The organism is Arthrobacter sp. UYEF21 (assembly GCF_040546085.1).
In the GTDB taxonomy this organism is placed as follows: Bacteria; Actinomycetota; Actinomycetes; order Actinomycetales; family Micrococcaceae; genus Arthrobacter.
In genome coordinates, this window is the sequence record NZ_JBEPNF010000017.1 from 1 (window position 1) to 23,501 (window position 23,501).

At 65.2% G+C, this 23,501-nt stretch carries 22 protein-coding genes; 17 read left to right on the plus strand and 5 right to left on the minus strand.

All coding sequences use genetic code 11. The features are described 5' to 3' along the window. Positions 1–272 precede the first annotated feature (272 nt). The 4 genes from rpsO (at position 273) to ABIB27_RS15865 (ending at position 5,066) form a co-directional block, all read left to right on the plus strand. Complete coding sequence (gene rpsO, locus ABIB27_RS15850) at positions 273–542, plus strand: 30S ribosomal protein S15 (RefSeq protein ID WP_354217483.1); 270 nt, start codon at positions 273–275, stop codon at positions 540–542. 246 nt (positions 543–788) lie between these two features. Then, positions 789–3,044 (plus strand): polyribonucleotide nucleotidyltransferase, encoded by a 2,256-nt coding sequence (locus ABIB27_RS15855; RefSeq protein WP_354217488.1) that lies wholly within the window; start codon positions 789–791, stop codon positions 3,042–3,044. A gap of 106 nt (positions 3,045–3,150) precedes the next feature. Then, a complete protein-coding gene (locus ABIB27_RS15860; protein ID WP_354217482.1) occupies positions 3,151–4,494 on the plus strand; it encodes a M16 family metallopeptidase in 1,344 nt (447 codons plus the stop codon). A 110-nt stretch (positions 4,495–4,604) separates the two neighbouring features. Further along, positions 4,605–5,066 carry a DUF1579 domain-containing protein gene (locus tag ABIB27_RS15865; protein WP_354217480.1) on the plus strand — a complete coding sequence of 154 codons (462 nt, stop codon included), beginning with the start codon at positions 4,605–4,607 and terminating at the stop codon, positions 5,064–5,066. A 44-nt stretch (positions 5,067–5,110) separates the two neighbouring features. Here ABIB27_RS15865 and ABIB27_RS15870 read toward each other — a convergent pair whose 3' ends face one another. Continuing rightward, complete coding sequence (locus tag ABIB27_RS15870) at positions 5,111–5,392, minus strand: hypothetical protein (RefSeq protein WP_354217479.1); 282 nt, start codon at positions 5,390–5,392, stop codon at positions 5,111–5,113. 189 nt (positions 5,393–5,581) lie between these two features. Here ABIB27_RS15870 and ABIB27_RS15875 point away from each other — a divergent pair, with 189 nt between their 5' ends. After that, positions 5,582–6,712, plus strand: a complete 1,131-nt coding sequence (locus ABIB27_RS15875) for a helix-turn-helix transcriptional regulator (protein WP_354254238.1) — start codon at positions 5,582–5,584, stop codon at positions 6,710–6,712. Positions 6,713–6,749: 37 nt separating this feature from the next. On the opposite strand, the gene ABIB27_RS15880 is transcribed toward ABIB27_RS15875, so the two are convergent. From ABIB27_RS15880 to moaA, 3 genes are all read right to left on the minus strand, one after another. Continuing rightward, positions 6,750–7,043: a hypothetical protein gene (locus ABIB27_RS15880; protein ID WP_354217477.1), complete on the minus strand. Its 294-nt coding sequence runs from the start codon at positions 7,041–7,043 to the stop codon at positions 6,750–6,752. A 452-nt stretch (positions 7,044–7,495) separates the two neighbouring features. Then, entirely contained in the window at positions 7,496–7,762 is a 267-nt protein-coding gene (locus tag ABIB27_RS15885; protein ID WP_354217476.1) for a MoaD/ThiS family protein, read from the minus strand. A 5-nt stretch (positions 7,763–7,767) separates the two neighbouring features. After that, positions 7,768–8,907 (minus strand): GTP 3',8-cyclase MoaA, encoded by a 1,140-nt coding sequence (moaA, locus tag ABIB27_RS15890; RefSeq protein ID WP_354217475.1) that lies wholly within the window; start codon positions 8,905–8,907, stop codon positions 7,768–7,770. Positions 8,908–9,280: 373 nt separating this feature from the next. Between moaA and ABIB27_RS15895 the strand changes: the two genes are divergently transcribed. From ABIB27_RS15895 to ABIB27_RS15925, 7 genes are all read left to right on the plus strand, one after another. Further along, entirely contained in the window at positions 9,281–10,720 is a 1,440-nt protein-coding gene (locus ABIB27_RS15895) for a molybdopterin-dependent oxidoreductase (protein WP_502909246.1), read from the plus strand. 24 nt (positions 10,721–10,744) lie between these two features. After that, a complete protein-coding gene (locus ABIB27_RS15900; RefSeq protein WP_354254240.1) occupies positions 10,745–12,115 on the plus strand; it encodes a molybdopterin molybdotransferase MoeA in 1,371 nt (456 codons plus the stop codon). Continuing rightward, positions 12,103–12,597, plus strand: coding sequence for a cyclic pyranopterin monophosphate synthase MoaC (gene moaC / locus ABIB27_RS15905; protein ID WP_354217473.1), 495 nt, complete (start codon positions 12,103–12,105; stop codon positions 12,595–12,597). The genes ABIB27_RS15900 and moaC overlap by 13 nt, the downstream gene beginning before the upstream one ends. Beyond that, on the plus strand, positions 12,594–13,142 hold the full coding sequence (locus ABIB27_RS15910) for a MogA/MoaB family molybdenum cofactor biosynthesis protein (RefSeq protein ID WP_354217472.1): 549 nt from the start codon (positions 12,594–12,596) through the stop codon (positions 13,140–13,142). The genes moaC and ABIB27_RS15910 overlap by 4 nt, the downstream gene beginning before the upstream one ends. Continuing rightward, on the plus strand, positions 13,132–13,593 hold the full coding sequence (locus ABIB27_RS15915; RefSeq protein WP_354217471.1) for a molybdenum cofactor biosynthesis protein MoaE: 462 nt from the start codon (positions 13,132–13,134) through the stop codon (positions 13,591–13,593). Before ABIB27_RS15910 ends, ABIB27_RS15915 begins: the two co-directional genes overlap by 11 nt. A gap of 125 nt (positions 13,594–13,718) precedes the next feature. Then, positions 13,719–14,489: a 4-hydroxy-tetrahydrodipicolinate reductase gene (gene dapB, locus ABIB27_RS15920; protein ID WP_354217470.1), complete on the plus strand. Its 771-nt coding sequence runs from the start codon at positions 13,719–13,721 to the stop codon at positions 14,487–14,489. A 3-nt stretch (positions 14,490–14,492) separates the two neighbouring features. After that, positions 14,493–14,975 (plus strand): hypothetical protein, encoded by a 483-nt coding sequence (locus tag ABIB27_RS15925; RefSeq protein ID WP_354217469.1) that lies wholly within the window; start codon positions 14,493–14,495, stop codon positions 14,973–14,975. Between the two features lie 86 nt (positions 14,976–15,061). Here the strand turns inward: ABIB27_RS15925 and ABIB27_RS15930 are convergent, their stop codons facing one another. Beyond that, positions 15,062–16,297: a heparan-alpha-glucosaminide N-acetyltransferase domain-containing protein gene (locus ABIB27_RS15930; protein WP_354217468.1), complete on the minus strand. Its 1,236-nt coding sequence runs from the start codon at positions 16,295–16,297 to the stop codon at positions 15,062–15,064. A gap of 206 nt (positions 16,298–16,503) precedes the next feature. Here ABIB27_RS15930 and ABIB27_RS15935 point away from each other — a divergent pair, with 206 nt between their 5' ends. The 5 genes from ABIB27_RS15935 (at position 16,504) to ABIB27_RS15955 (ending at position 23,496) form a co-directional block, all read left to right on the plus strand. Then, positions 16,504–16,839, plus strand: coding sequence for a hypothetical protein (locus tag ABIB27_RS15935; RefSeq protein ID WP_354217467.1), 336 nt, complete (start codon positions 16,504–16,506; stop codon positions 16,837–16,839). Between the two features lie 9 nt (positions 16,840–16,848). Then, positions 16,849–17,595 (plus strand): carbon-nitrogen hydrolase family protein, encoded by a 747-nt coding sequence (locus tag ABIB27_RS15940; protein WP_354217466.1) that lies wholly within the window; start codon positions 16,849–16,851, stop codon positions 17,593–17,595. Positions 17,596–17,757: 162 nt separating this feature from the next. Further along, the gene (dapA, locus tag ABIB27_RS15945) at positions 17,758–18,666 is read left to right on the plus strand and encodes a 4-hydroxy-tetrahydrodipicolinate synthase (protein WP_354217465.1); all 909 of its coding nucleotides are present in this window, start codon (positions 17,758–17,760) and stop codon (positions 18,664–18,666) included. 41 nt (positions 18,667–18,707) lie between these two features. After that, positions 18,708–20,399 carry a ribonuclease J gene (locus ABIB27_RS15950; RefSeq protein ID WP_354217464.1) on the plus strand — a complete coding sequence of 564 codons (1,692 nt, stop codon included), beginning with the start codon at positions 18,708–18,710 and terminating at the stop codon, positions 20,397–20,399. Positions 20,400–20,562: 163 nt separating this feature from the next. Then, positions 20,563–23,496 carry an FtsK/SpoIIIE family DNA translocase gene (locus ABIB27_RS15955; RefSeq protein WP_354217463.1) on the plus strand — a complete coding sequence of 978 codons (2,934 nt, stop codon included), beginning with the start codon at positions 20,563–20,565 and terminating at the stop codon, positions 23,494–23,496. Positions 23,497–23,501 lie beyond the last annotated feature (5 nt).

Genomic DNA, 23,501 nt, shown 5'->3' on the forward strand with positions numbered 1-23,501 from the left:
CCTGGCCGGAACCCGGGGCATTGCCAAGGCGATGCGGACTGCCGGACGCGATCCGGAAATCGCCCGGAACCTCACCGGACTTTGAAATAGCCCTGGCTGTTTCGACAAGATTGCGGCGCTCCCGCTAAACTGAACGTTGGATCCGGCTGCAGTCCGTGGCGGCTGGTTCCTGCCATGCGTGGAAAGCCCCAGTTATCAAGGGAATTCCTGCGCGGGCAGACCCGGCAGTGAAGTACTGATTCGGGCCTCACGGCACATCGCTAGGAGTTATTGTGGCACTTGACGCCGCTGTAAAGCAGTCCATCATCAAGGATTTCGCAACGTCCGAGGGCGACACCGGTTCGCCGGAGGTCCAGGTTGCAGTCTTGACCCAGCGGATCAAGGATCTGACTGAGCACATGAAGGAGCACAAGCACGATTACCACACCCAGCGCGGTCTGCTGGCAATGGTTGGTCGTCGCAAGCGCATGCTCACCTACCTCAAGAACACTGACATCTCCCGCTACCGTGCGCTCATCGAGCGTCTCGGCCTGCGCCGCTAGTCAGGCTTTAGGGGCGGCCCTTTCCTTGTGGATCGGGCCGCCTTCTTCAGAAGAAAATTAAACAGGAGGATCAACCGCATCACGCATTCGCGGTCCTCGGTAGTGATCCCCGGGAACGGCTTCCACGATGGAAGCCCCGGCCCGTGGGTCTCGATCGATGACCGGGTGCAGTGCAGGCCAGTAAACAGATGCTGGCCTGGGTTGATGCGGCTGGGCTCCGTGAATCATGAAACGGAGGTGACTCTCTTGGAGGGTCCCGAAATCCAGTTCTCAGAAGCAGTCATTGACAATGGCCGCTTTGGCAAGCGCGTAATCCGCTTTGAAACCGGCCGTCTTGCCAAGCAGGCAGCCGGCGCAGCCATGGTGTACATCGACGAAGACACTGCTCTGCTGTCCGCCACTACCGCGGGCAAGCACCCGCGCGAAGGCTTCGACTTCTTCCCGCTGACGGTTGACGTTGAAGAGCGCATGTACGCCGCCGGCCGTATCCCGGGTTCGTTCTTCCGCCGTGAAGGCCGCCCGTCCACCGAAGCCATCCTGGCGTGCCGCCTGATGGACCGCCCGCTGCGTCCGGCCTTCGTCAAGGGCCTGCGCAACGAGGTCCAGATTGTGGTGACCGTCCTGGCCATCAACCCCGACGAGCTCTACGACGTGGTGGCCATCAACGCCTCCTCCATGTCCACCCAGCTCTCCGGCCTCCCGTTCTCCGGCCCGATCGGCGGCGTCCGCGTTGCCCTCGTAGCTGACGAGCAGGGTTCGCAGTGGGTTGCTTTCCCGAAGCACTCCCAGCTCGAAAACTCCGTGTTCAACATGGTTGTGGCCGGCCGCGTTGCCGGCGACGACGTCGCCATCATGATGGTTGAAGCCGAAGCGACCGACAACTCCTGGAACCTCATCAAGGAACAGGGCGCCACCGCTCCCACCGAAGAGGTTGTCTCCGAGGGCCTTGAGGCCGCCAAGCCGTTCATCAAGGCACTGTGCGACGCCCAGGCTGACCTGGCCGCACGCGCTGCGAAACCGACCGTGGAGTTCCCGGTCTTCCTGGATTACCAGGACGACGTCTACGCTGCTGTCGAGGCCGCCGCTGCTGAGAAGCTGGCAGCTGTCTTCCAGATCGCCGACAAGCAGGACCGCGATGTTGCCACGGACGCGCTGAAGGACGAAACCACTTCTGCCCTGGCCGGTCAGTTCGAAGGCCGCGACAAGGAGCTGTCGGCAGCATTCCGTTCGGTCACCAAGCAGGTTGTGCGCCAGCGCATCCTGAAGGACCAGATCCGCATTGACGGCCGTGGCCTGACGGACATCCGCCAGCTCACCGCCGAGGTTGAGGTTCTGCCCCGCGTGCACGGTTCGGCCATCTTCGAGCGCGGCGAGACCCAGATCATGGGTGTCACCACGCTGAACATGCTGAAGATGGAACAGCAGATCGACTCGCTGTCGCCCGTCACGCGCAAGCGCTACATGCACAACTACAACTTCCCGCCGTACTCCACCGGTGAGACCGGCCGCGTGGGTTCGCCCAAGCGACGCGAAATCGGCCACGGTGCCCTGGCAGAGCGCGCACTCGTGCCGGTGCTGCCGTCCCGCGAGGAATTCCCGTACGCCATCCGCCAGGTGTCTGAAGCTCTCAGCTCCAACGGTTCGACGTCGATGGGTTCCGTCTGTGCCTCCACGCTCTCCCTGCTCAACGCTGGTGTGCCGCTGAAGGCTGCCGTTGCAGGTATCGCCATGGGCCTGGTCTCCGACCAGGTTGACGGTCAGACCCGCTACGCTGCCCTGACCGATATCCTCGGCGCCGAAGATGCCTTCGGCGACATGGACTTCAAGGTTGCCGGCACCGCAGAGTTCGTCACGGCCATCCAGCTGGACACCAAGCTCGACGGCATCCCCGCCTCGGTCCTGGCAGCAGCACTGAAGCAGGCCCGCGAAGCCCGCCTGCACATCCTCGAGGTCATCAACTCCGCGATCGACACCCCGGACGACCTCTCCGAGTTCGCGCCGCGCGTCATCGCGGTCAAGATCCCGGTTGACAAGATCGGCGAGGTCATTGGGCCCAAGGGCAAGATGATCAACCAGATCCAGGAAGACACCGGCGCTGACATCTCCATCGAGGATGACGGCACTGTCTACATTGGCGCCACCAACGGTCCGTCTGCAGACGCAGCACGCTCCGCCATCAACGCCATTGCCAACCCGCAGGTTCCCGAAATCGGCGAGCGCTACCTGGGTACGGTCGTCAAGACCACCGCCTTCGGTGCGTTCATCTCCCTGACGCCGGGCAAGGACGGCCTGCTGCACATCTCCGAACTGCGCAAGCTGGCCAACGGCAAGCGCGTGGACAACGTTGATGACGTGGTTTCCGTCGGCCAGAAGATCCAGGTGGAAATCACCAAGATCGATGACCGTGGCAAGCTGTCGCTGTCCCCCGTCGTGGCTGAAGAGGAAGGCGCTGGCGACAGCGTTGACGCTTCCGTCGCAGAGGGCGCTGCCGAAGCGGAGTAGCATCCTGCTGCACACAGATGAATCGGCGGGGCCGGTGGATGATCCACCGGTCCCGCCGCTGTTACGATGGCAGCCTGATCCGGCCGCCGCTCCTGAAAGGCTTCAATTGACTGTTGTACCCCTGCCGCTTGAGCAGAACCAGCCCGGTGACACCCTGGTCCACGGCTCCGACGGCGGCTCTGTTGTCCGGCGATCGGTGCTGCCCGGCGGCGTGCGGGTATTGACCGAGGCGATGCCGGGCCAGCGCTCGGCAACCATCGGGTTCTGGGTCGGGGTCGGGTCACGCGACGAAGCCCCGGGCCAGCACGGCTCCACGCACTTCCTGGAGCACCTCCTGTTCAAGGGCACCAAGCGCCGGACCGCCCTCGAAATCGCCTCCGCGTTCGACGAGGTCGGCGGGGAATCCAACGCCGCCACGGCCAAGGAAAGCACCTGCTACTTTGCCCGGGTGTTGGACACGGACCTGCCCATGGCCATCGACGTCATCGCCGACATGATTACCGGCGCGGTTCTGGACCCCGCCGAGATGGAGCAGGAACGCGACGTCATCCTCGAAGAAATCGCCATGGACAGCGATGACCCCACCGACGTGGCACATGAAAACTTTGTCGCTGCGGTGCTGGGTAAGCACCCGTTGGGCCGCCCTATCGGAGGCACCCCGGCTGCCATCCGCGCCGTCGCCCGTGATTCGGTCTGGGAGCACTACCGCCGCTATTACCGCCCGGACGAACTGGTCATCACCGCCGCCGGAGGGCTGGAGCACGACGTCGTCTGCAGCCTTGTGGTGGATGCGCTCCACACAGCCGGGTGGTCATTGGAGCCCGCCGCCGCCCCCGTAGACCGCCGCTCCACCGAGCGTGCCGACATCACCGGCACCGCTGGCCTGCATGTGGTCAAGCGGGCTGTGGAACAGGCCAACATCATCATGGGTTGCCCCACGATTGTTGCCACGGATGACCGCCGCTATGTGATGAGCGTGCTCAACGCCGTCCTGGGTGGAGGCATGTCCTCACGGCTCTTCCAGGAAATCCGCGAGAAGCGTGGGCTCGTGTACTCCACATATTCTTTTGCCTCGTCCTATGCCGATGCCGGCTACTTCGGCATGTACGCCGGGTGCACACCGTCCAAGGTGCGCCAGGTACTTGACCTGCTGGGGCTGGAGCTGGACAAGCTCGCCGAAGGCGGAATCTCGGACGACGAACTCCGCAAGGCCGTGGGCCAGCTATGCGGCGGCATCGTCCTGGCGCTTGAGGACACCGGTTCCCGGATGTCCCGCCTGGGCCGCGCAGAACTCGTCTCTGGTGAATACCAGGACATCGACGAAACGCTGCGCCTTATCAAGTCCGTCACGGCGCAGGAAGTCCAGGACCTTGCCCGGGAGCTGGCAGCCGCACCACGGACCGTCACGGTCGTGGGCCCGTTTGAGGAAACTGAGACGTTCGGCCTCTGACGGGCACCTTCCTGCAGTTGGCTCACGGTTCCTTTGTCCTGGAGCAGCCAGTCCCGGTCCCAGCCCGAGGGTCTCTGTCTCGGAACGCTCTGTCCGGCGATAATGTAGCCATGAATGCTCCGCAGCCGGGCACGGTGCACGCCGTGTTGGAAGACTTCCTGGGCCATTGGCGCGGGACTACACGTCTTGCAGCGTCAGCTTGGGGTCCTGAACGCTCAGCAGTGGCGGAAATCAGTTTCACGCGGGCGGCGGGAGGGTTCGCCGTAGTACAGAGCTACCGGCACACTGAAGCAAACGGCACTCATTTCGACGGCCACGGTGTGTTCACTGTCGACCCCGACCACCACGATGTCTTCTGGTACTACGTCGACAGCACGGGCTTGCCCCCCGGAACGCCGGTCCGGTGCACTTGGGTGGATGGGGTCCTGCGCGTGGAGCGGCACAGTGACCGGGGGACCGCGCGCCACACGTTCCAGGTTGCCGACGGCGTACTGACCTACTCCGCCGGGCTGCGCCTCGGCGAGGGCCACAGCTTTGGCCCGTTCATGACCTGCGAGTGCCGCCGCGCCTGAACGTCTTCAGCGTCACTGGGAGCTCGATCTCGCCGTTCTGGTCATCAGCCGGCTGATTCGAGAATCCTCGTCTGCGGCGCACCGTTGAGGGCTGGCGACGCGGACGATGAGTTCCAGACCTTGCTCTTCAGGTTCGCCAGCAATTGCTCAGCCTGGTTGAGTTCACTGAAGTCGAGCTCCACCACGACGTATTTGGAGTCATTCACCGGCCGGGAAATCCTGTGCCCGACCACCCCGGACGCAGCCCGATTCAACGGATCGCGGTCGAAGGCCTGCTTCCACAGACCAAAGTCCTTAATTCCATGTTCTATGTGAAGTGTGTACATGACTGATTCTCCTTAGCCGGACGGCGATGTTCTCGGGATCCGCAGTTACCGGTGGCATTACTCAAGTGGGTACTTTTACCCTAAAGTGTCCGGCCGTCCGCGGGCCATCCCAGAATTCTGGGGGACTGCTCGGGATTCTGCGGTACTGTCCCACAGGGAGATGGTGTCCCCAGAGCGCATACTGTGGGAATGACGACCGCAAGGTCTTGGGACCGGATCCTGGACCGGATCCGGCTCCTTGATGATTCGAATCCGGACCACCGCGCCTTGCGTGCCGGTGTGTTGGCCGAGTTGGGCCGCGTCATTCCGTTCAGCGCCTTCGTCTGGCCACTTTCAGACCCTGTGACGGGAACTGGAATTTCCCCCATGGCCCGGTTTCCGTATCCGGAGGATCTGCCGCTGCTGATCCGGCTGAAGTACCTAACGACGGTAGGGCGCTGGACCACGCTGGCGGGCAGGGAATCGCCCGTGACGACACTGTTGAGCGAAACAGGCGGCAATCCATCGCAGAGCCTTGTCTGGGATAGGTTGATGAACCGCTATGGGGTGTCGGATGTTCTGTATGCGGGCTTCACGGACAAGTATGGCTACTGGGGCTGGCTTGATCTGTGGCGGACGGTTGATCAAGGCGCTTTCACTGCCGAAGAGGTTCGATTCGTGGCGGCGGTAGTCCGCCGAGTGACGCCGGCACTCCGCCGGTCAGTCTCCAGGCAGTTTTCCAGGGCCGGGCCAGTTCCATCACCCCTATCCTCGCCCGTTGGCGGACGTCCGAGAGCTGACTTGCCTCAACAGGGTGTCCTGATTCTCGACGAGGACATGGCAGTGGTGGGTGACACGGTTTCTGTCGACGAATGGCTGGGACTCCTCCAAGCCGGACCGTCGCCCTTCCAGCGTGTTCCGGCCGAGGTATTGAATGTCGCCGCCCAACTGTTGGCAGTGGAGGCGGGGGTGGATCGCCATCCTGCGTGGTCCCGCGCGTATCTGGGGGCCGGCCAGTGGGCCATTCTGAGGGCCAGTCGGATGGGTCCCGCTGGGTCAGGGCCCACGCCACCGTTGGCCGTCACTATCCAAGCTTGTCCTCCTGAGGAGCGGCTGGATATTTTCGCCCGGAGCTTTGGTCTGACACCACGGCAAAGGGAGTTGCTTGATCTCGGTGCAGGGGGCGTTGATACCGTTGCTATGGCGACGGCCCTGGGCATCAGCACCTACACCGTTCAGGATCAGTTCAAACAAGTATTTGATGCCTGCGGCGTCCACAGTCGGGCGACCCTGTTGGCTATGGCTTTAGGCACAGCGCCGTACGCAGAGCGGTGCACTTAGGGCAGCTCAAACTCGGCGTGGCCGTCTTTGCGATACGTCAACAGTGATCAGCATCTGCGCCCAAGGTGAAGGAACACCGACGCTGCGGCCACCGCATGGCCCGGGAGGCGGCGGTGGTCCGCTCCCAGATCCCGGACGCAGTATCCGCGGGCAGGTAGTCCGACAGCAAGGCCATGCCGTCCCGGTCCGGGGAAAACAGCACCCGGCGGTCGATGGCGCACTTCATGTGTCGTATCTCGAAGCTAACCGGATGGTGCCGTTCCCGCCAGGTCCGGGCCTTGGCCCGGACCCGGCCAGCTGTCATCTCACCGGCATGGCCGTAGTGATTCACTGACCGTCATCGCACAGGCGACCTCCGCTATAGAGGCCATCTCCTGAACCGTGTAGTCCTCCGGCGAGACAACAGGTCCGCCATGGCCTCCGCTGCGCCGGCGTACCCGGCGGCCAGATGGACCCGAACGGCGGCCACTTGGGCATCAATCCGGCCGGTCCGAGCTAGTCCGTCCGGAAATCATCCGCCAATGCCCACAGCGTCGGCATCACCGGACCCGATCGATTCTTCGGCGCGCAAGAAGCAACCAGCGCAGTGGCAGAGACCGCTAGAGCCTCCGCCGACTTCACTGCCGCTCTGCGTCCCATACCCACAGCATCCCAGCAAGCGCCGACAAAAGGCCCGTGGATTAGCGGCTACGTGGATGACTCTGAGGGCGGCCCGTCACGTGCACGTAGCCACCCGTAATGCTGGGCTAACGGCAACTGTCGCTGCAGCCGTTGCCGATATCCCTATCCGCCGGCGAAGGGCGGCAGTACGTCAACCACGTCGCCCGGTTTTAGCACAGTGGTGTGGTCCCGGACGGCTACCTCGTTGAGCAGGAAGCTGCTCCGGGAGAGGACGCGCTGCAGGGGAGGGGTTCCTGTAGGCGGCTTGGCGCGGTCCACGGCAATGACGGCCTGCAGCAGCTCAGCCACGGTTGCGCCTGAGGGCAGGTCAAAGCGCTCCTCGTCCAGTCCGGCAGCGGCCCGCGCGGCGGCGAAGTATCGTACGTTCAAAAAATTCATCCTCCGATGGCGCTCATGCTGCGGTCCGGCTGGACGAAGTCCGCGGCGCCGAGACCCGTGTGATCCATGCCGTGCGCCTTTGGTTTGACCCACATGGCGTCCTGCCAGCGTTCGGCAAGGGCTTGATCGCTGGCACCCTGGCGAAGAAGACCCAGCAGATCAAACTCCTCGCGCGAAAACAGGCAGCTCATGATCTTGCCCTCAGCGGTGATCCGCGTGCGTCTGCAATCCGAACAGAACGGCTCGGTGACGGAGGCGATGATTCCCACGGTGCCCAGCACCGGACCTTCAGCACCCAGCGCTGACCGGACGGTTAATTCCGGGCCAGCCACCCGGCGTCGTACTTCAAAGCGTTCTGCCGGGGCACCGTCGCGGGCACGAGGGTCCGGGCTCAGGACGTAGTCCACCGAAAGCAGGGCACGGATTTCGGCCGCCGTGATCATGTTCCGGCGCGTCCACCCGTGGTCTGCATCGAGGGGCATCTGCTCGATGAAACGCAGTTCGTAGCCGCGGTCCAATGCCCAGGCGAGCAGGGACGGCGACTCAGCGTCATTGATGCCCCGCATCAGTACAGCGTTGAGCTTCACGGGGCCCAGGCCGGCGGCCCAGGCGGCGTCGACCCCGGCCAGCACCTTGTCCAGGAACGGACGCCGGGTCAGTTTAGTGAAGGTTTCTTCGTGCAGCGAATCGAGGGAAACATTGATGCGCGTCAGGCCCGCAGCCTTGAGCGCGGCGGCCTTTTTGTCCAGGCCAACGCCATTGGTGGTCATGGAGATCGGCAGTTCCGGATGGTTGTTGCGGAGAGCATCGATGATGTCCACGAGATCGGCCCGGACCAGCGGCTCCCCGCCCGTCAGCCGGAGTTCACGGACACCAAGCAGGTCCACACCAATGCGGACAATACGAACGATTTCCTCAGCCGACATCACCGCCTGCTTGGCCAGCCACTCAAGCCCTTCCGCCGGCATGCAGTAGGTACAGCGCAGATTGCACTTGTCTGTCAGCGACAGCCGCATGTCAGTGGCCCGGCGGCCGTACTGGTCCAGTAGCCCCACGGGCGTGCCAGCGGGACGGGCCGGCGGCGCGCCCGGGCCCGCACCGTCGCGCGGTTGAGGCATGCCTAGCTGAACGCTCATGAGTTCAGGCTACGCCACCTTTGCCACGGGCATGACACCCGGGACGCCCGTCACCTGGGCCTCCGCGTATGGCCGGCCAGCAACCCCGACCAACCTCGCGCCGAATTGGCGCCAATGAGCGGCGGGGTCCGGTGCCGCGGGGCGCCCGCGAACCTATGCTGGAGTAGTGAACAGATCCCAGCCTTTGCAGGAAATGGCCGACGACGGCGCGAGCTCCGAGGTGCGGCCGGGTAACCAGGGTGCGGCTCCACGCAGCCGCCGCTGGGCTGCGGCGTCAGGGGTGGTTGCCGCGGTCGGCGCGGTGGTGGCCGGGGAGTTGCTTGCGGGGCCGTTGAGCCCATCCCTGTCGCCACTGACGGCGGTGGGCGGGGTGATGATCGATGCTCTTCCGCCCGGCGTTAAGGAGTGGGCAGTGTCCTTGTTCGGCACTGCCGACAAGGCGGTTTTCGTGGTGGGGATGCTGCTGGTGATTGCCGCCGTCGGAGCTCTCGCAGGGATTCTGGAACACCGCAGGAAATTTGCTGGGGTGGCCGTGATGGCGCTGTTTGGGCTAGTGGGTCTCGCTGCGGTCCTTACCCGCGCACAGCTGACTCCCGGTGCCGTTCCGGTGCCGCTGCTGGCAGCTCTGGCCGGCGGGCTCCTCCTGCGGTTCCTGGTCCGCAGGCTCCAGGAAGAAGCGCCAGCGTACGCGGGAGGCGCGGGAGGCGCGGGAGGCGCGGGGGGAGCGGGGGGAGCGCGAACTCCAGGGCGCCGCACCTTCCTGCAGGTCCTGGCAGCGACTGCTGGAGTCACCGCTGTTGGCGGGATTGTTGCCGCCGTCTGGCGGGGCACGGCCGCAGGCATCAGCACCGCCCGCGAAAAACTGCAGCTGCCCCCCGCAGCTTCGGGAGCACCGGCCATCCCGGCAGGTGCCGAAGTGGGCCTGGGCGGGATGCAGCCGCTCGTCACGCCAAACCGGGATTTCTACCGGATCGACACCGCACTGATCGTCCCGGTCATCGACCCAGTGACCTGGACACTCCGCGTCACGGGGATGGTGGACCAGGAGATTCAACTGAACCTGGCGGACCTGCTGACCAAGCCGCTGATCGAACGGCACGTCACCATCGCCTGCGTCTCCAATGAAGTGGGCGGCGACCTGATCGGCAACGCCCGCTGGCTCGGCTGGCCGGTGCGCGAACTGCTCGCCCTGGCCCGACCGCAGAGCGGCGCCGACATGGTTTTGACCAGGAGCTCCGACGGCTGGACAGCCGGCACTCCGCTGGAGGCACTCACCGATGGAAGGGACGCCATGCTCGCGGTGGGGATGAACGGGGAACCACTGCCGCTGGAACACGGCTTCCCGGTGCGGATGATTGTGCCGGGCCTTTACGGCTACGTGTCCGCTACCAAGTGGCTCACGGAGCTCCGCCTCACCAGGTTCGCTGATGAGGAAGGTTACTGGACTCCGCGCGGCTGGTCCGAACGCGGGCCCATCAGGACGGCGTCCCGGATCGACGTGCCCCGCACAGGCCGGCGGGTCAGCGCCGGCACGGTGATGTTCGGTGGTGTTGCCTGGGCGCAGCACACCGGCGTTGGGAAGGTGGAACTGCGGGTCAACCGGGGCCCGTGGCAGGCCGCTGACCTCGCCCCGGGGATCTCGCGCGACACGTGGTACCAGTGGCAGCTGGGCATAGAGCTGGCGCCGGGCCAATACGAGGTCCAGGTCCGCGCCACGGACCTCAACAGCCAACCGCAGGCTGAAGAACGCCGGTCCGTTGCCCCGGACGGAGCCACCGGCTTCCACACCATTAGAGTTGACGTGAATCCATAAACGGCGCCCACCGAAGGCAGGACCATGCACAGCCCTCCGCACAAGCACGGCCACGCCCCGCACCAGCACGCTGATGCCCCTACCCGGCACGGCGATGCCCCTACCCGGCACGCTGATGCCCCTACCCGGCACGGCGATGCCCCTACCCGGCACGCTGATGCCCCTACCCGGCACGGCGATGCCCCGAACCACTCGCGGTCCGTAGCCCGGCACCGCGCCGCCGTCGCCGCGCTGCTGGCCCCGCTGCTGACCGAAGCCGGAGCGGAAACGCTGACGCTGCGGGCTGCGCTGGGTAAGGGCCTGGCCAGTGACATCGCGGCGCCCCTGAGCCTCCCGCCGTTCGCCAACTCCCAAATGGACGGTTTCGCCATCAACAGCGCGGACCTGCCAGAAGGCGGCGCGGAGCTGAGGGTGGTTGATCCCGTTCCGGCAGGTGCCACGCCCGCGGCCCTCAAGCGCGGCACCGCTGCCCCCATTATGACCGGAGCCATGATCCCTGCCGGCGCGGACGCCGTCGTACCCGTCGAAGCCGCCGTTCCGGACCGGTTCCCCGCGCCGGGAGCAGCCAGTACGGTGTGGTTGCCGGCGACGGTGGCCGGCACCTTCGTGCGCTCCGCCGGCAGTGACATTGCGGCGGGGGAGCGGGCCTTGGCCTCGGGAAGCTTCCTCGGCCCGGGCCAGTTGGGATTGCTCGCAGGTCTGGGCATCGGTGAGGTGACCGTACACCGGCCTTTGAAGGTCCTGCTGGCCACCACCGGCGACGAAGTGGTTGAACCCGGCCAGCCGTTGACCGCAGGCAAGATCTACGACGCCAACGGAACCTTGCTCGAAAGTGCCATGCGCCAGGCTGGCCTGGCCGTGGTGCGCACGGCCATCGCCTCGGACAGGCCCGAAGAACTCCGCGCACTGCTGCGCAGGCACGCCGGCACTGTTGACCTGATCGTCACCACCGGCGGGGTGAGCAAGGGAGCCTATGAAGTAGTCCGCCAGGCCATGGAAGGCCAGTCCGCCGAGTTCGTCCACGTGGCGATGCAGCCCGGCGGCCCGCAGGGGATCGGGACGTTCGACGGCGTACCTTTCCTGGGTTTCCCGGGTAACCCGGTGAGCTGCCTGGTGTCCTTCGAGATGTTCCTGCGGCCCGTGCTGTCCGAATTGTTTGGCGCGCCCGTTGCCCGGACCGCCATCCGCGCACGGCTGGCCCACGGCCTGACCTCGCCTGAACACAAACATCAGGTCCGGCGCGGCAGCTTCCAAGCCGATGGCACCGTGCGGCTGGAAGGCGGCGAGAGTTCGCACCTGATGCACGCACTGGCTGGCTCCAATGCACTCGTGCAGGTGCCGGCAGGCATCTCGGCGCTCGCCGAGGGTGATGAGGTGGAAGTATGGATGCTGTGAATCCAGAACAATCCCCGCCGGCGCTGACCCACCTGCGCCGGGACGGCAGCGCCCAGATGGTGGACGTGTCAACCAAGGCCGAGACCACCCGCGAAGCCACCGCCACGGCCACCGTCCGCACTACGCATGAAGTGCTGGGCCTGCTCGGCTCCGGGGGATTGCCGAAGGGTGATGCCCTGGCGGTGGCGCGGGTTGCCGGCATCATGGCCGCAAAGAAGACCCCTGACCTCATCCCGCTGTGCCACCCGTTGCCAATCTCGAAAGTCACCGTGGACTTCGACCTCGGGGCCGATTCTGTGGACATTTTGGCCACAGTCAAAACCCGTGGCGTCACCGGCGTGGAAATGGAAGCGCTGACGGCGGTGTCGGTGGCCGCCCTTAGCGTGTACGACATGATCAAAGCGGTGGACAAGCACGCCGTGCTGACGGACATCAAAGTGCTGGCGAAAAGCGGCGGCAAGAGCGGGGACTGGACACTATGAGCGAGACCACCGAAGAAACCTTTTTGCCTGAGCCGAACAATCACGAGCCGCACACGCACGGCGAGGTGCAGGGCCGAAAGGCGGGAGTTGTGATCGCCTCTACCCGGGCCGCAGCCGGCATCTACGACGACGAGACCGGCCCCGTGATCATCGACTGGCTCACCGAACACGGCTTCGAGGCCTACCCTGCCATGGTGGTCCCGGACGGCGAACCCGTCGGGGCGGCGATCCGTGCGCTGCTGACCCAGCACCCCGCCGTCGTCATCACCAGCGGCGGGACCGGGCTCAGCCCGGATGACCGGACCCCCGACATGACGCTGCCCCTGCTGGACCGGGAAATTCCCGGCATCATGGAGGCAATCAGGCGTGCCGGGGCGGCCAAAACGCCGCTCGCGGCGCTGAGCCGCGGCCACGCCGGAGCTGCCGGGCGGACGTTCATCGTCAACCTGCCGGGTTCGCCGAAAGGCGTGATGGACGGGCTGTCTGTCCTCGACCCGGTGATCGGGCATCTTTGCGACCAGCTGGAGGGCGGCCATGGGCACTGAATCAGTTTTCGAAGTGGTCCACGCGGTTCTGAGTGCGGCGCCTATCTCCGTGGCACAGGCCATCGCCGCAGTCGAGTCGGACACCGCGGGGGCCGTTGTCAGCTTCAGCGGGGTGGTGCGGAATCACGACGGCGGCAAGGCAGTGGAGCGCCTCAGCTACAGTGCCCATCCCACGGCCCACCAGGTGATGGCCGACGTCGTTGCCCGGCTGGTTGCCGAGCATTCAGATAGTGCGGATGACACCAAGCCCGTGCGGATTTGGGCTGCCCACCGCATCGGCACGCTGGAAATCGGTGATCCCGCGCTGGTGTGCGCCGTCTCTGCAGCCCACCGCGGCCAGGCCTTTACCGTGTGTTCTGAACTTGTGGACCGGATCAAGGAGCAGGTTCCTATCTGGAAGGAACAGTTCTTCGCCGATGGCACTGTCGAATGGGTGGGCGCGGGCAGCTGACCGCAGCCGGCACCTGCTGCCGGCGCACCGATCGGAATCTGGGCGTGCGCTGTAGCCTGCGCACGCGAGGTAACGCACGTCCGCAGGTTCCGTCCCGCGTCCGGCCCGACGGTAGGGTTAACGGCATGACCGAACAACATCCCGCACCCAGCCGCGTGGCTGTCCTGGGCGCCAACGGGCGCATGGGCGCCGAAGCCGTCAAGGCCGTTGAAGCCGCCGCCGATATGACGCTCGTAGCCGCCCTGGGACGTGGCGACTCGCTGGACCAGCTGGCCGCTGCCGGCACCGACTTCGTGGTGGACCTCACCGTTCCGGAGAGCACCGAAGCGAACGTCCGCTACGCCGTCGAGCACGGCATGCACGCCGTCGTAGGAACCACCGGGTGGGATTCCTCCCGGCTCGCCGCCCTGGAAGCACTTCTCGCGGCGCACCCCGAAACGGGTGTGCTGATCGCCCCCAACTTTGCCCTCGGTTCGGTGCTGGCCTCGGCGTTCGCCGCCAAGGCCGCCAAGTACTTTGAGTCCGTGGAAATTATCGAACTGCACCACCCGGACAAGGTGGATGCGCCCTCCGGAACCGCCGTCCGCACCGCCCAGCTCATCGCGGCTGAGCGGGCAGCTGCGCAGGTTCCGGCCAGCCCGGACGCAACCACCAGCGAGCTCGCCGGTGCCCGGGGCTGCGACGTGGACGGAGTGCGTGTCCACAGCGTCAGGCTCCGCGGGCTGGTGGCCCATCAGGAGGTCCTGCTCGGCGGTCCGGGGGAGCAGCTGACCTTCCGGCACGATTCCTTTGACCGTGCCTCCTTTATGCCCGGCGTGCTGCTGGGCGTCCGCAATGTGGCGGCGCACCCTGGACTGACGGTGGGCCTGGACAACTACCTGGATCTGGGGCTCTAGGCCGTGGGCGAATTCCTTGCGGCGTTCCGGAAGAACCGCACCAAGATCTGGGTGGGTGCCGTCACACTCCTGCTGGTCTTTTACTTGGTGGTGTCCTTCCAGCGCTCCATCTTGCTGCTGATGGACAACAACCTTGCGGCCAAAGCAATCGGTGCCGCGTACCTGGTGCTGCCCATCGTCGGGGCCTGGGCTCTGATCCGGGAGCTGATGTTCGGAGCCCGCACCGAAAAGATGGCCAAAATCCTGGAATCCGAGGGCGGATTGCCCGTAGATGATCTGCCCCGCACGCCTGCCGGCCGGATCATCCGGGCGGCAGCTGACCAGGAATTCGAGAAGTATCGGGCAGAAGCCGAGGCCGCCCCTGACGACTGGCGCTCCTGGTTCCGCCTGAGCTGCGCCTACGATGCCGCCGGGGACCGTAAGCGCGCCCGCGCCTCCATGCGTGATGCCGGCCGTCTCTTCCGCGGTAACGTGACGGCCAGCTGAGGGCACATCCCGCTGAGGGGCTGCCGGCTAAGCTGTCCTCCGGCTAACGCACACTTCCGCTACTCGTCCGCTATGGCGGGAGCGCGCTACCGCGTGCCGATCCGTTTGCCGCGGCCCAGTTGGTTGGCAGCATGGCCAACCTGCTCCAGCGGGCCGCGCCACTTCAGCAGGACAAAAACGATGCCCGCGATGATGGCCGCCGCGGCCTGCGCAAAATACATCCCATCCTCGGTCCAGCCGGGCGGCAGCGGCTTCAGGTAGAACCCGGACACCACCCAGACGTGGACTGAATACAGAGTCAGCGTCATGGCGCCGGCGCCTCGCAGCGGCAGCAGCAGGTCCAGGTCCACCCAGTTCGCCAGCCTGCCAAGCAGCAGGCACGCACCCACCACGGCCGCCGCCACTCCGGAGGTATGCGCCAGGTCAAGGCTGGTGGCGGAATGCGGTGCCGCGGACGCCAGCCACCACCAGGAGCCCTCCTGCCGGATTCCCGTGAGGTTGACCTGAAGCACGCTGTCGAGCGGGTATCCTGGCGCGTTCAACACCTCTTCCAATGCTGTGCGGCCGCCCCAGGTCTCCATGGCAGCAGTTCCCAGGGCCTTGGCCAGTGCGGCCACCGCCGTGCCGCCGGTCAGCAACAGGACAGGGACCATTGCCTTGGTGAGTGCCAGGCGGCCTATGACGAGGCCGACCAGCAGATAGGCCAGCCATTGGAACACCGGGTAGTAGCCGGTCAGGAAAAGGTCGCCCAGCAGGGGAAACGGCGTCGAAAGGTCTTCCCAGGACGGGTTGTGCCCCAGGTGGAGCGGCGGGTCCGACGCCATGAGCCAGGGTCGGAGCAAGTAGGCGAGCGCCGGTGAGAGGAGGATCCAGGCTGCGGACCAGGCGCAGAGCACCTTGACCTTCAGGCCCAGAAACGGCAGGACGCACAGAAACAGCAGGGCGTAGTGGACCAGGATGATCGCTAGGTTGACTTCCAGCCCGCCCAGTGAGAGTCCGACGGCGGCAATCACCAGTGCGCGCAGTGCGATGCCGCGGCGGGCAGCGTTCAGGGCAGTTCCTTCCGGCGGCACCTGCTTGCCGGTGGAAAGTGCCAGTCCCACGCCGGCCAGCACAGCGAAGAGGGCTGCCGCCCTGCCGGAGAAGGTCAGGCCGATCCACGTGGGAGTGAGGTCGGCATTGGCCTCGAAGGTGGGCAGCAGATGCGTAGCCATCATGCCAAGGAGCGCCAGGCCCCTGGCTGCGTCAACGCCGCGGAGGCGTCCTAAGGCAGTGGAGGGTCTGGGCGCCCGCGAGGGTCTTGCCGTGGCTCGGGTCGTCATGAGGCGATGGTCTCACACGATTCCGTGAGGCCCCAGTCAAGATGACCGGGGGCCCTTGAGGGGGCTGTGCTGCTAACCTGCGTCTTGTGTTCGAATATATGTTCTAATAATATGGATCCATGCAGACCCCCTTCCAGCCTCAACGGTCACCGGAATTTCCGGCCACAGGTGTCTCCCAGCGGCCCACGCCGGACGGTGGTGGTGCCATGCCTCCGCCCGGACTGATGAAAGCCATGAGTCCGGGCGTGGTCGACTACCTCTTCCGCCAGTTGGTCACTGGACGGCCCGCGGAGGACATCCAGTGGCAGGAAGAAGGCATCGCCCTGACGGCGCAGCCGGCTGGAGCCGAGCTGGCACGCCGGTTGGCTGAAATCGACATTGAAGCGCTCACGCCCACCGAGCTGTTCCACTACGTCCGGGCAGCCCAGAGGCTCGCGGCGTGGGCTGAGGAACTGAGGGAGGCGGCGGTGGGGAGGTATTGCCAGCCGGGCGAGGCGCAGGATGGGAAGCTGCATGGTGCGCGGCTGCAGGGTGGTCCTTAGGATGAAGGCGTGACTGAAGCCCTGACTGTATCCGTCGTCCAATACCAGGCGCTGGATGGCGGGATCATGCCGAATGTCTACGAACACGTCCGGATGATCGAGGACGCCGAATCACACGGCGCCCGGCTGGTGGTATTCCCGGAAATGTCCTTGACCGGGTACAACCTGGCATTGCTGGCTGATGATGACGGCTGGCTTCGGGCCAACGATCCACGGCTGGGTGACCTCCATGAGATTTGCCGCCGGACCGGGATCACTGCCGTGGCAGGGGCTGGCTACCGGGAACCGGACGGCACGCCGCGGCTCGCGTGCCTCGCCATCCACCCGGACGGCACCACCGAGTTCGGTTTCAAAACCCATCTGCATGGACCGGAAAAGGAACTCTTCGCCACCGGTGAACATGCCGTGGTGCTCGAAGTGGATGGCTGGCGGGTCGCGCTGGCCATCAGCACTGATGCCGCGGTTCCTGCCCACGCCACCGGGTCGGCGCTGGCCGGCGCCGATGTTTACGCTGTCTCGGCGGTCTATACCCTGGCGGAGGAACGGCGGCTGGCGCTGCACCTTGGAGCCCGGGCCATGGATAACCGGATGTTCGGCATCCTGGCAAACCTGGGCGGAGCCACACCGCTGGGCCCCTCCTGCGGACTGAGTGGATTCTGGGGTCCGGACGGCTTCCAGCTGAAACAAGCCGCGGGAACCAGTGCCGAGGTGGTCACCGCAGTTCTGCAGCGGAGCGCTTTGCGTAAAGTCCGCTGACCCGCTGCAGCGCCGAAGCGCAATGCCTGGGACGCCGTAGTGCTGAACGGCAGTGCCTGGGGGGAGGCTGCTGCCCGGTTTCATGTGACACCGGGGTTGTTTGACGCTTATCACCCCGCCGCCATTGTCCTAACCGGCTGCGGACAGGGTAACGTTTTTTCCATGCCTCACAATTCCGCTGCCATTCCTGCCCTCGGTACGCTCCTGACCGCCATGGTCACGCCCTTCACCAAGGACGGCGCAGTCGATTACGCGCAGGCGGCCGAGCTTGCCACCAAACTCGTGGATGATGGCTGCGACGGCCTGGTGGTCACCGGAACCACGGGCGAAACCTCCACTCTCACCGATGAGGAAAACCTTGGCATGTTCCGTGCCGTCAAGGAGGCCGTCGGAGACCGCGCGGCCATTATCGCCGGTACTGGAACCAACGACACCGCACACTCGGTGCACCTCTCCCAGCAGGCAGCTGCGCTGGGAGTCGACGGTTTGTTGCTCGTCACGCCGTATTACAACAAGCCCAGCCAGGCCGGCGTTCGTGCACACTTCGAAACCATCGCCTCCTCGACCGATGTGCCCGTCATGCTTTATGACATTCCTGGCCGCTCCTCCATCGCGATCGAACCCGACACCATGATCCGCCTGGCCCAGCACCCTAACATCGTGGCCGTCAAAGACGCCAAAGCCGATTTCTTGGCGGCCAGCCGGGTCATGGCAGAGACGGACCTGTACTTCTATTCAGGCGACGACGGACTGACCCTTCCCTGGATGTCCCTGGGCGCCGTCGGGCTGGTGGGCGTCACAACCCACGTCGCAACCCGCCGTTTCCGTGAACTGATTGACGCCATTAACTCCAACGATCTTGGGACCGCCCGTAAGATCAACTTCGAGCTGCTGCCCGTGGTGAGGGCAACCATGACCCGTGTCCAGGGAGCCGTGGCAGCCAAACAAATTCTTAAATGGCAGGGAGTCCTGCCCAACTCGATTGTCCGATTGCCCCTCGTGGAGCCGGACGAAGCCGAGATCGAAACCATCCGCGAGGATTTGGCGGAAGCGGGGCTGGTCTTTTCCTGAGGGCTAAGACCGGCACCATTCCGCCTGGAAAGTAGAGCACTATGACCCAAACTGCCCTTCCTGGCCTTGTCACGCCTCCACGCCTGCCGCAAGGCACCCTTCGGATCGTCCCGTTGGGCGGGCTGGGGGAGATCGGCCGCAACATGGCTGTCTTCGAAATCGAAGGCAAGCTGCTCATCGTCGACTGCGGCGTCCTCTTTCCCGAGGAAACCCAGCCGGGCGTTGATTTGATCCTGCCCGATTTCTCGTACATCGAGGACCGGATGGATGACATCGTGGCCGTTGTCCTGACGCACGGCCACGAGGACCACATCGGCGCCGTCCCCTACCTCCTGCGGCTCCGCGCTGACATTCCCCTGGTGGGCTCGCAGCTGACACTGGCCCTGATTGAGGCCAAGCTGCAGGAACACCGGATCCGTCCATACACCCTTACCGTTGAAGAAGGCCAGATCGAAAAGTTTGGCCCCTTCGAGTGTGAGTTCGTCGCGGTTAACCACTCCATTCCCGATGCTTTGGCTGTGTTCATCCGCACGGCCGGCGGAACTGTCCTGCACACGGGCGACTTCAAGATGGACCAGTTGCCGCTGGACGGCCGGATCACCGACCTCCGTCACTTCGCCAAACTGGGCGAAGAGGGCGTTGACCTCTTTATGTCCGACTCCACCAACGCTGACGTGCCGGGCTTCACCACCGCCGAAAAGGAAATCGGTCCCACGCTGGAGCGGCTCTTCGGCCAGGCCACTAAACGCATCATTGTGGCGTCCTTCTCCTCGCACGTCCACCGCGTCCAACAGGTGCTGGACGCGGCGGCCAAGCACAACCGCAAGGTGGCGTTTGTTGGCCGGTCCATGGTCCGCAACATGGCCATCGCCGCAAAGCTCGGCTACCTTGATGTTCCCGACGGTCTCCTGGTGGACATCAAGAACATCGACAACCTGCCGGACAACCGCGTTGTGCTGATGTCCACCGGATCGCAGGGCGAGCCGATGGCGGCCCTTTCACGCATGGCCAACGGCGACCACCGCGTGGTGGTAGGCGACGGTGACACCGTGATCCTTGCCTCCAGCCTGATCCCCGGCAACGAGAACGCCGTGTTCCGCATCATCAACGGCTTGCTCAAACTCGGCGCAGACGTCATTCACAAGGGCAATGCCAAGGTCCATGTCTCTGGCCACGCAGCCGCCGGCGAGCTGTTGTATTGCTACAACATCCTTGAACCCCTCAACGCCATGCCTGTGCACGGCGAGACCCGGCACCTGATTGCCAACGGCAAGATCGCCATCGAATCGGGCGTGCCCACGGCCAGTGTCATCCTCGCAGACAACGGCACCGTCATCGACCTCAAGGATCACCGCGCTGACGTGGTTGGCCAGGTCGAAGTGGGCTTTGTCTACGTTGATGGCTCCAGCGTCGGCGAAGTCACGGAAGCGGATCTCAAGGACCGACAGACGCTCGGCGATGAAGGCTTCATTTCGATCATCACGGTCATCAACCGCACCACCGGCAAAGTGGTCTCGGGCCCGGAAATTCATGCCCGGGGCGTGGCCGAGGACGATTCGGTCTTCGACGAGATCATCCCGAAGATCAATGCCGCCTTGGAAGAAGCTGTGCTCAACCGGACGGACCACACCACGCACCAGCTCCAGCAGGTGGTGCGGCGCGTGGTGGGCACCTGGGTCAACCGCAGGCTGCGTCGCAAGCCCATGATCATCCCGGTGGTCCTCGAGGCATAACACCGCAGAGACCCCTGTGGATCTGAAAGGCCCGGTTCTTCGGAACCGGGCCTTTCCCTGTACCCGGGCACTACGGACGGCGCCTGTTAGGCGGGCAACACTAAAGCCCCGGAACGGCCGGAAATCCGCGGAAAACCGCACCAGTTCGGGTACCGTGGCACGTATGGCCACTCGCACTACCCCCGCGCCCAAAGGCACCGCCCGCGGCACCAACACCGCCAAATCCGGCAGTTCCGCAGGCCGCGGTGCAGGCTCAGCAACGTCCCGGGCCGGCCGCACCAACGGACGGGCCGGATCCTCCACCGGCACCGCGCGAACCCGCCAGTTTCCCGCCGTCGAACAGCATCAGCCCTGGCTCCTGCGGGTGGTGGCCGGCGCTTGGCTGGGGGTTGGCCACCTGGTGGGCGGGGGAGTCCGCAGGATCGGCTCCGATGTCAGCGACCTTCCAGCGGAGGACCGTCGCGATGGTGCAGCTCTGTTCAACCTCGCGCTGGGCGTTTTCATAGCCACCTTCGCCTGGTGGGGCCTGACGGGATGGTTCCCGGACACTGTCCACAGCGTGGTCAACGGCACCTTCGGCTGGGTGTCGCTGCTCTTGCCGCTGATGCTTTTTGTCTGTGCGTTCCGGCTGTTCCGGTGCCCCGACGACGGCCGCGGCAACAACCGGGTAGGGATCGGGTTCCTCATCATGACGTTCGCAGGCTGCGGCCTGGCCCACGTCCTGGGCGGGCAGCCTACTGTCGCCGAGGGCTTCGACGGCCTGCGCCAGGCAGGCGGCATGCTCGGCTTCCTGGCAGCCGCACCGCTTGCCGCCATCCACGCGATGGTGCCTGTTGTGCTGTACGGCCTGCTGACCTTCATCTCGCTGCTGATCATCACCGCCACGCCCTTCGGGGCCATTCCGCGCCGGCTGCGCGCGGCCTATGAACACCTGATGGGCATTGACCTGCAGGAGCCCGGCGAGGCAGGAGACCGCCACGACCGCAGCTACCTTGAGGAATCCCGCGCCGCCGCTGCACCGAAGAAGAAGAAGCGGCGCTTCTTCGGCAAGGATGAAGAATCCGACGCCGGCCTGGAAGGGTACGTCGGCGACGAAGCCTTCGAGCATGCGGTCATCGATGACGAGGACGCTGCCGCAGGCGGAAAACCAAGCCGTGGCCCCCGGCCTGCTCCCGGCGTGCGCCGCCCCACACAGGCGGAGATCGCCGTCGAGAAGATCAAGGCCGCCCAAGGCCTCGGCACTGCAGGCAACGGCCCGGCGGACAACGCCACCGAAGCCATTCCCTTGGTGACGCCCGGCATGGTGGCCGCCGGCTCGCTCAACCCCGTTCCCGTCGCCGTTCCGCAGGTCCCGGCCAACCCCGTCACTCCGGCGCCGCTGCCCACGCCCATTCCGCAACGAACCGAGCAGCTCTCCCTGGCCGGCGACGTCACCTACACCCTGCCGCCGTCGGACGTTCTGACCCCAGGTTCCATCCCCAAGGAACGGACCGAAGCCAACGACGCCATTGTGGCGTCCCTGACCGAAACCCTGAACCAATTCAATGTGGACGCGCAGGTCACCGGCTTCAGCCGTGGACCCACCGTGACCCGGTACGAAATTGAGCTGTCGCCCGGCACCAAGGTGGAGCGGGTCACCGCGCTGTCCAAAAACATCTCTTACGCTGTAGCCTCCAGCGACGTCCGGATCCTGAGCCCCATCCCCGGCAAGTCGGCCATCGGCATCGAAATTCCCAACTCCGACCGTGAGACGGTCTCCCTGGGCGACGTCCTCCGCAGCCAGAACGCACGCCGGACGGACCACCCCATGGTGATGGGCGTGGGCAAGGACGTCGAAGGCGGCTACGTTGTGGCCAACCTGGCGAAGATGCCCCACCTGCTCGTCGCGGGTGCCACCGGTGCGGGTAAGTCCTCGTTTGTGAACTCCATGATTACCTCCATCCTGATGCGGGCCACCCCCGATGAGGTGCGCATGGTCATGGTGGACCCCAAGCGCGTGGAACTGACAGCCTACGAGGGTGTGCCGCACCTGATCACCCCCATCATCACCAACCCGAAGAAGGCCGCCGAAGCCCTGCAATGGGTGGTCCGGGAAATGGACGCCCGCTACGACGACCTCGCCAACTACGGGTTCAAGCACATTGACGATTTCAACAAGGCTGTCCGGGCCGGCAAGGTCCACCCGCCGGTCGACTCCAAACGGGTTATCCGGCCCTACCCCTACCTGCTGGTGATCGTGGACGAGCTCGCCGACCTGATGATGGTGGCCCCGCGCGACGTCGAAGACTCCATTGTCCGCATCACCCAACTGGCCCGTGCGGCAGGTATCCACCTGGTCCTCGCCACGCAGCGGCCCTCGGTGGATGTGGTCACCGGCCTCATCAAGGCCAACGTGCCCTCCCGCATGGCTTTTGCCACGTCCTCGGTCACCGACTCCCGGGTGGTCCTTGACCAGCCCGGTGCGGAGAAGCTCATAGGCCAGGGCGATGCCTTGTTCCTGCCGATGGGAGCCTCCAAGGCCATGCGCGTCCAGGGCGCCTGGGTCACCGAATCGGAAATCCACAAAGTGGTGGAACACGTCAAGGGCCAGCTGAAGGCCGTCTACCGCGACGACGTCGCCCCCGAGGCGCAGAAGAAGCAGATCGACGACGACATTGGGGACGATCTCGATGTGCTGCTGCAGGCCACGGAACTGGTGGTCACCACCCAGTTCGGGTCCACCTCGATGCTGCAGCGCAAGCTCCGCGTCGGCTTTGCCAAGGCCGGCCGGCTGATGGACTTGCTGGAGTCCAGGGGAGTGGTTGGCCCCTCGGAAGGATCCAAGGCACGCGATGTCCTGGTCAAACCCGACGACCTGGCTGCCGTGCTGGCCGCCATGAAGGGCCAGGACGCGCCGGCCGTTGCCGATTCCCAGACAGCGGCGCTCAGCGAAAATGCCAATGCGAATATCGCCCAGGGCGGCTACGCGGAAGACCTCGTGCAGGCGGATCTCGACCAGCGCAGCCAGAACGTCGAATACTTCGACGGGGCAGACACCAGCTCCAACGGCGACGACGAAGACGGATCTGAGGACGCCTGGTCACTCACCGGACGGTAGCCTAG

Coding starts and splice junctions, on each gene's coding strand:
- dapA (WP_354217465.1), top strand. CDS start 17,758: ATGCCTCACAATTCCGCTGCCATTCCTGCCCTCGGTACGCTCCTGACC.
- moaC (WP_354217473.1), top strand. CDS start 12,103: ATGGATGCTGTGAATCCAGAACAATCCCCGCCGGCGCTGACCCACCTG.
- dapB (WP_354217470.1), top strand. CDS start 13,719: ATGACCGAACAACATCCCGCACCCAGCCGCGTGGCTGTCCTGGGCGCC.
- ABIB27_RS15950 (WP_354217464.1), top strand. CDS start 18,708: ATGACCCAAACTGCCCTTCCTGGCCTTGTCACGCCTCCACGCCTGCCG.
- ABIB27_RS15915 (WP_354217471.1), top strand. CDS start 13,132: ATGGGCACTGAATCAGTTTTCGAAGTGGTCCACGCGGTTCTGAGTGCG.
- ABIB27_RS15955 (WP_354217463.1), top strand. CDS start 20,563: ATGGCCACTCGCACTACCCCCGCGCCCAAAGGCACCGCCCGCGGCACC.
- ABIB27_RS15910 (WP_354217472.1), top strand. CDS start 12,594: ATGAGCGAGACCACCGAAGAAACCTTTTTGCCTGAGCCGAACAATCAC.
- moaA (WP_354217475.1), bottom strand. CDS start 8,907: ATGAGCGTTCAGCTAGGCATGCCTCAACCGCGCGACGGTGCGGGCCCG.
- ABIB27_RS15875 (WP_354254238.1), top strand. CDS start 5,582: ATGACGACCGCAAGGTCTTGGGACCGGATCCTGGACCGGATCCGGCTC.
- ABIB27_RS15900 (WP_354254240.1), top strand. CDS start 10,745: ATGCACAGCCCTCCGCACAAGCACGGCCACGCCCCGCACCAGCACGCT.
- ABIB27_RS15895 (WP_502909246.1), top strand. CDS start 9,281: ATGATCGATGCTCTTCCGCCCGGCGTTAAGGAGTGGGCAGTGTCCTTG.
- ABIB27_RS15865 (WP_354217480.1), top strand. CDS start 4,605: ATGAATGCTCCGCAGCCGGGCACGGTGCACGCCGTGTTGGAAGACTTC.
- ABIB27_RS15930 (WP_354217468.1), bottom strand. CDS start 16,297: ATGACGACCCGAGCCACGGCAAGACCCTCGCGGGCGCCCAGACCCTCC.
- ABIB27_RS15870 (WP_354217479.1), bottom strand. CDS start 5,392: ATGTACACACTTCACATAGAACATGGAATTAAGGACTTTGGTCTGTGG.
- ABIB27_RS15935 (WP_354217467.1), top strand. CDS start 16,504: ATGCCTCCGCCCGGACTGATGAAAGCCATGAGTCCGGGCGTGGTCGAC.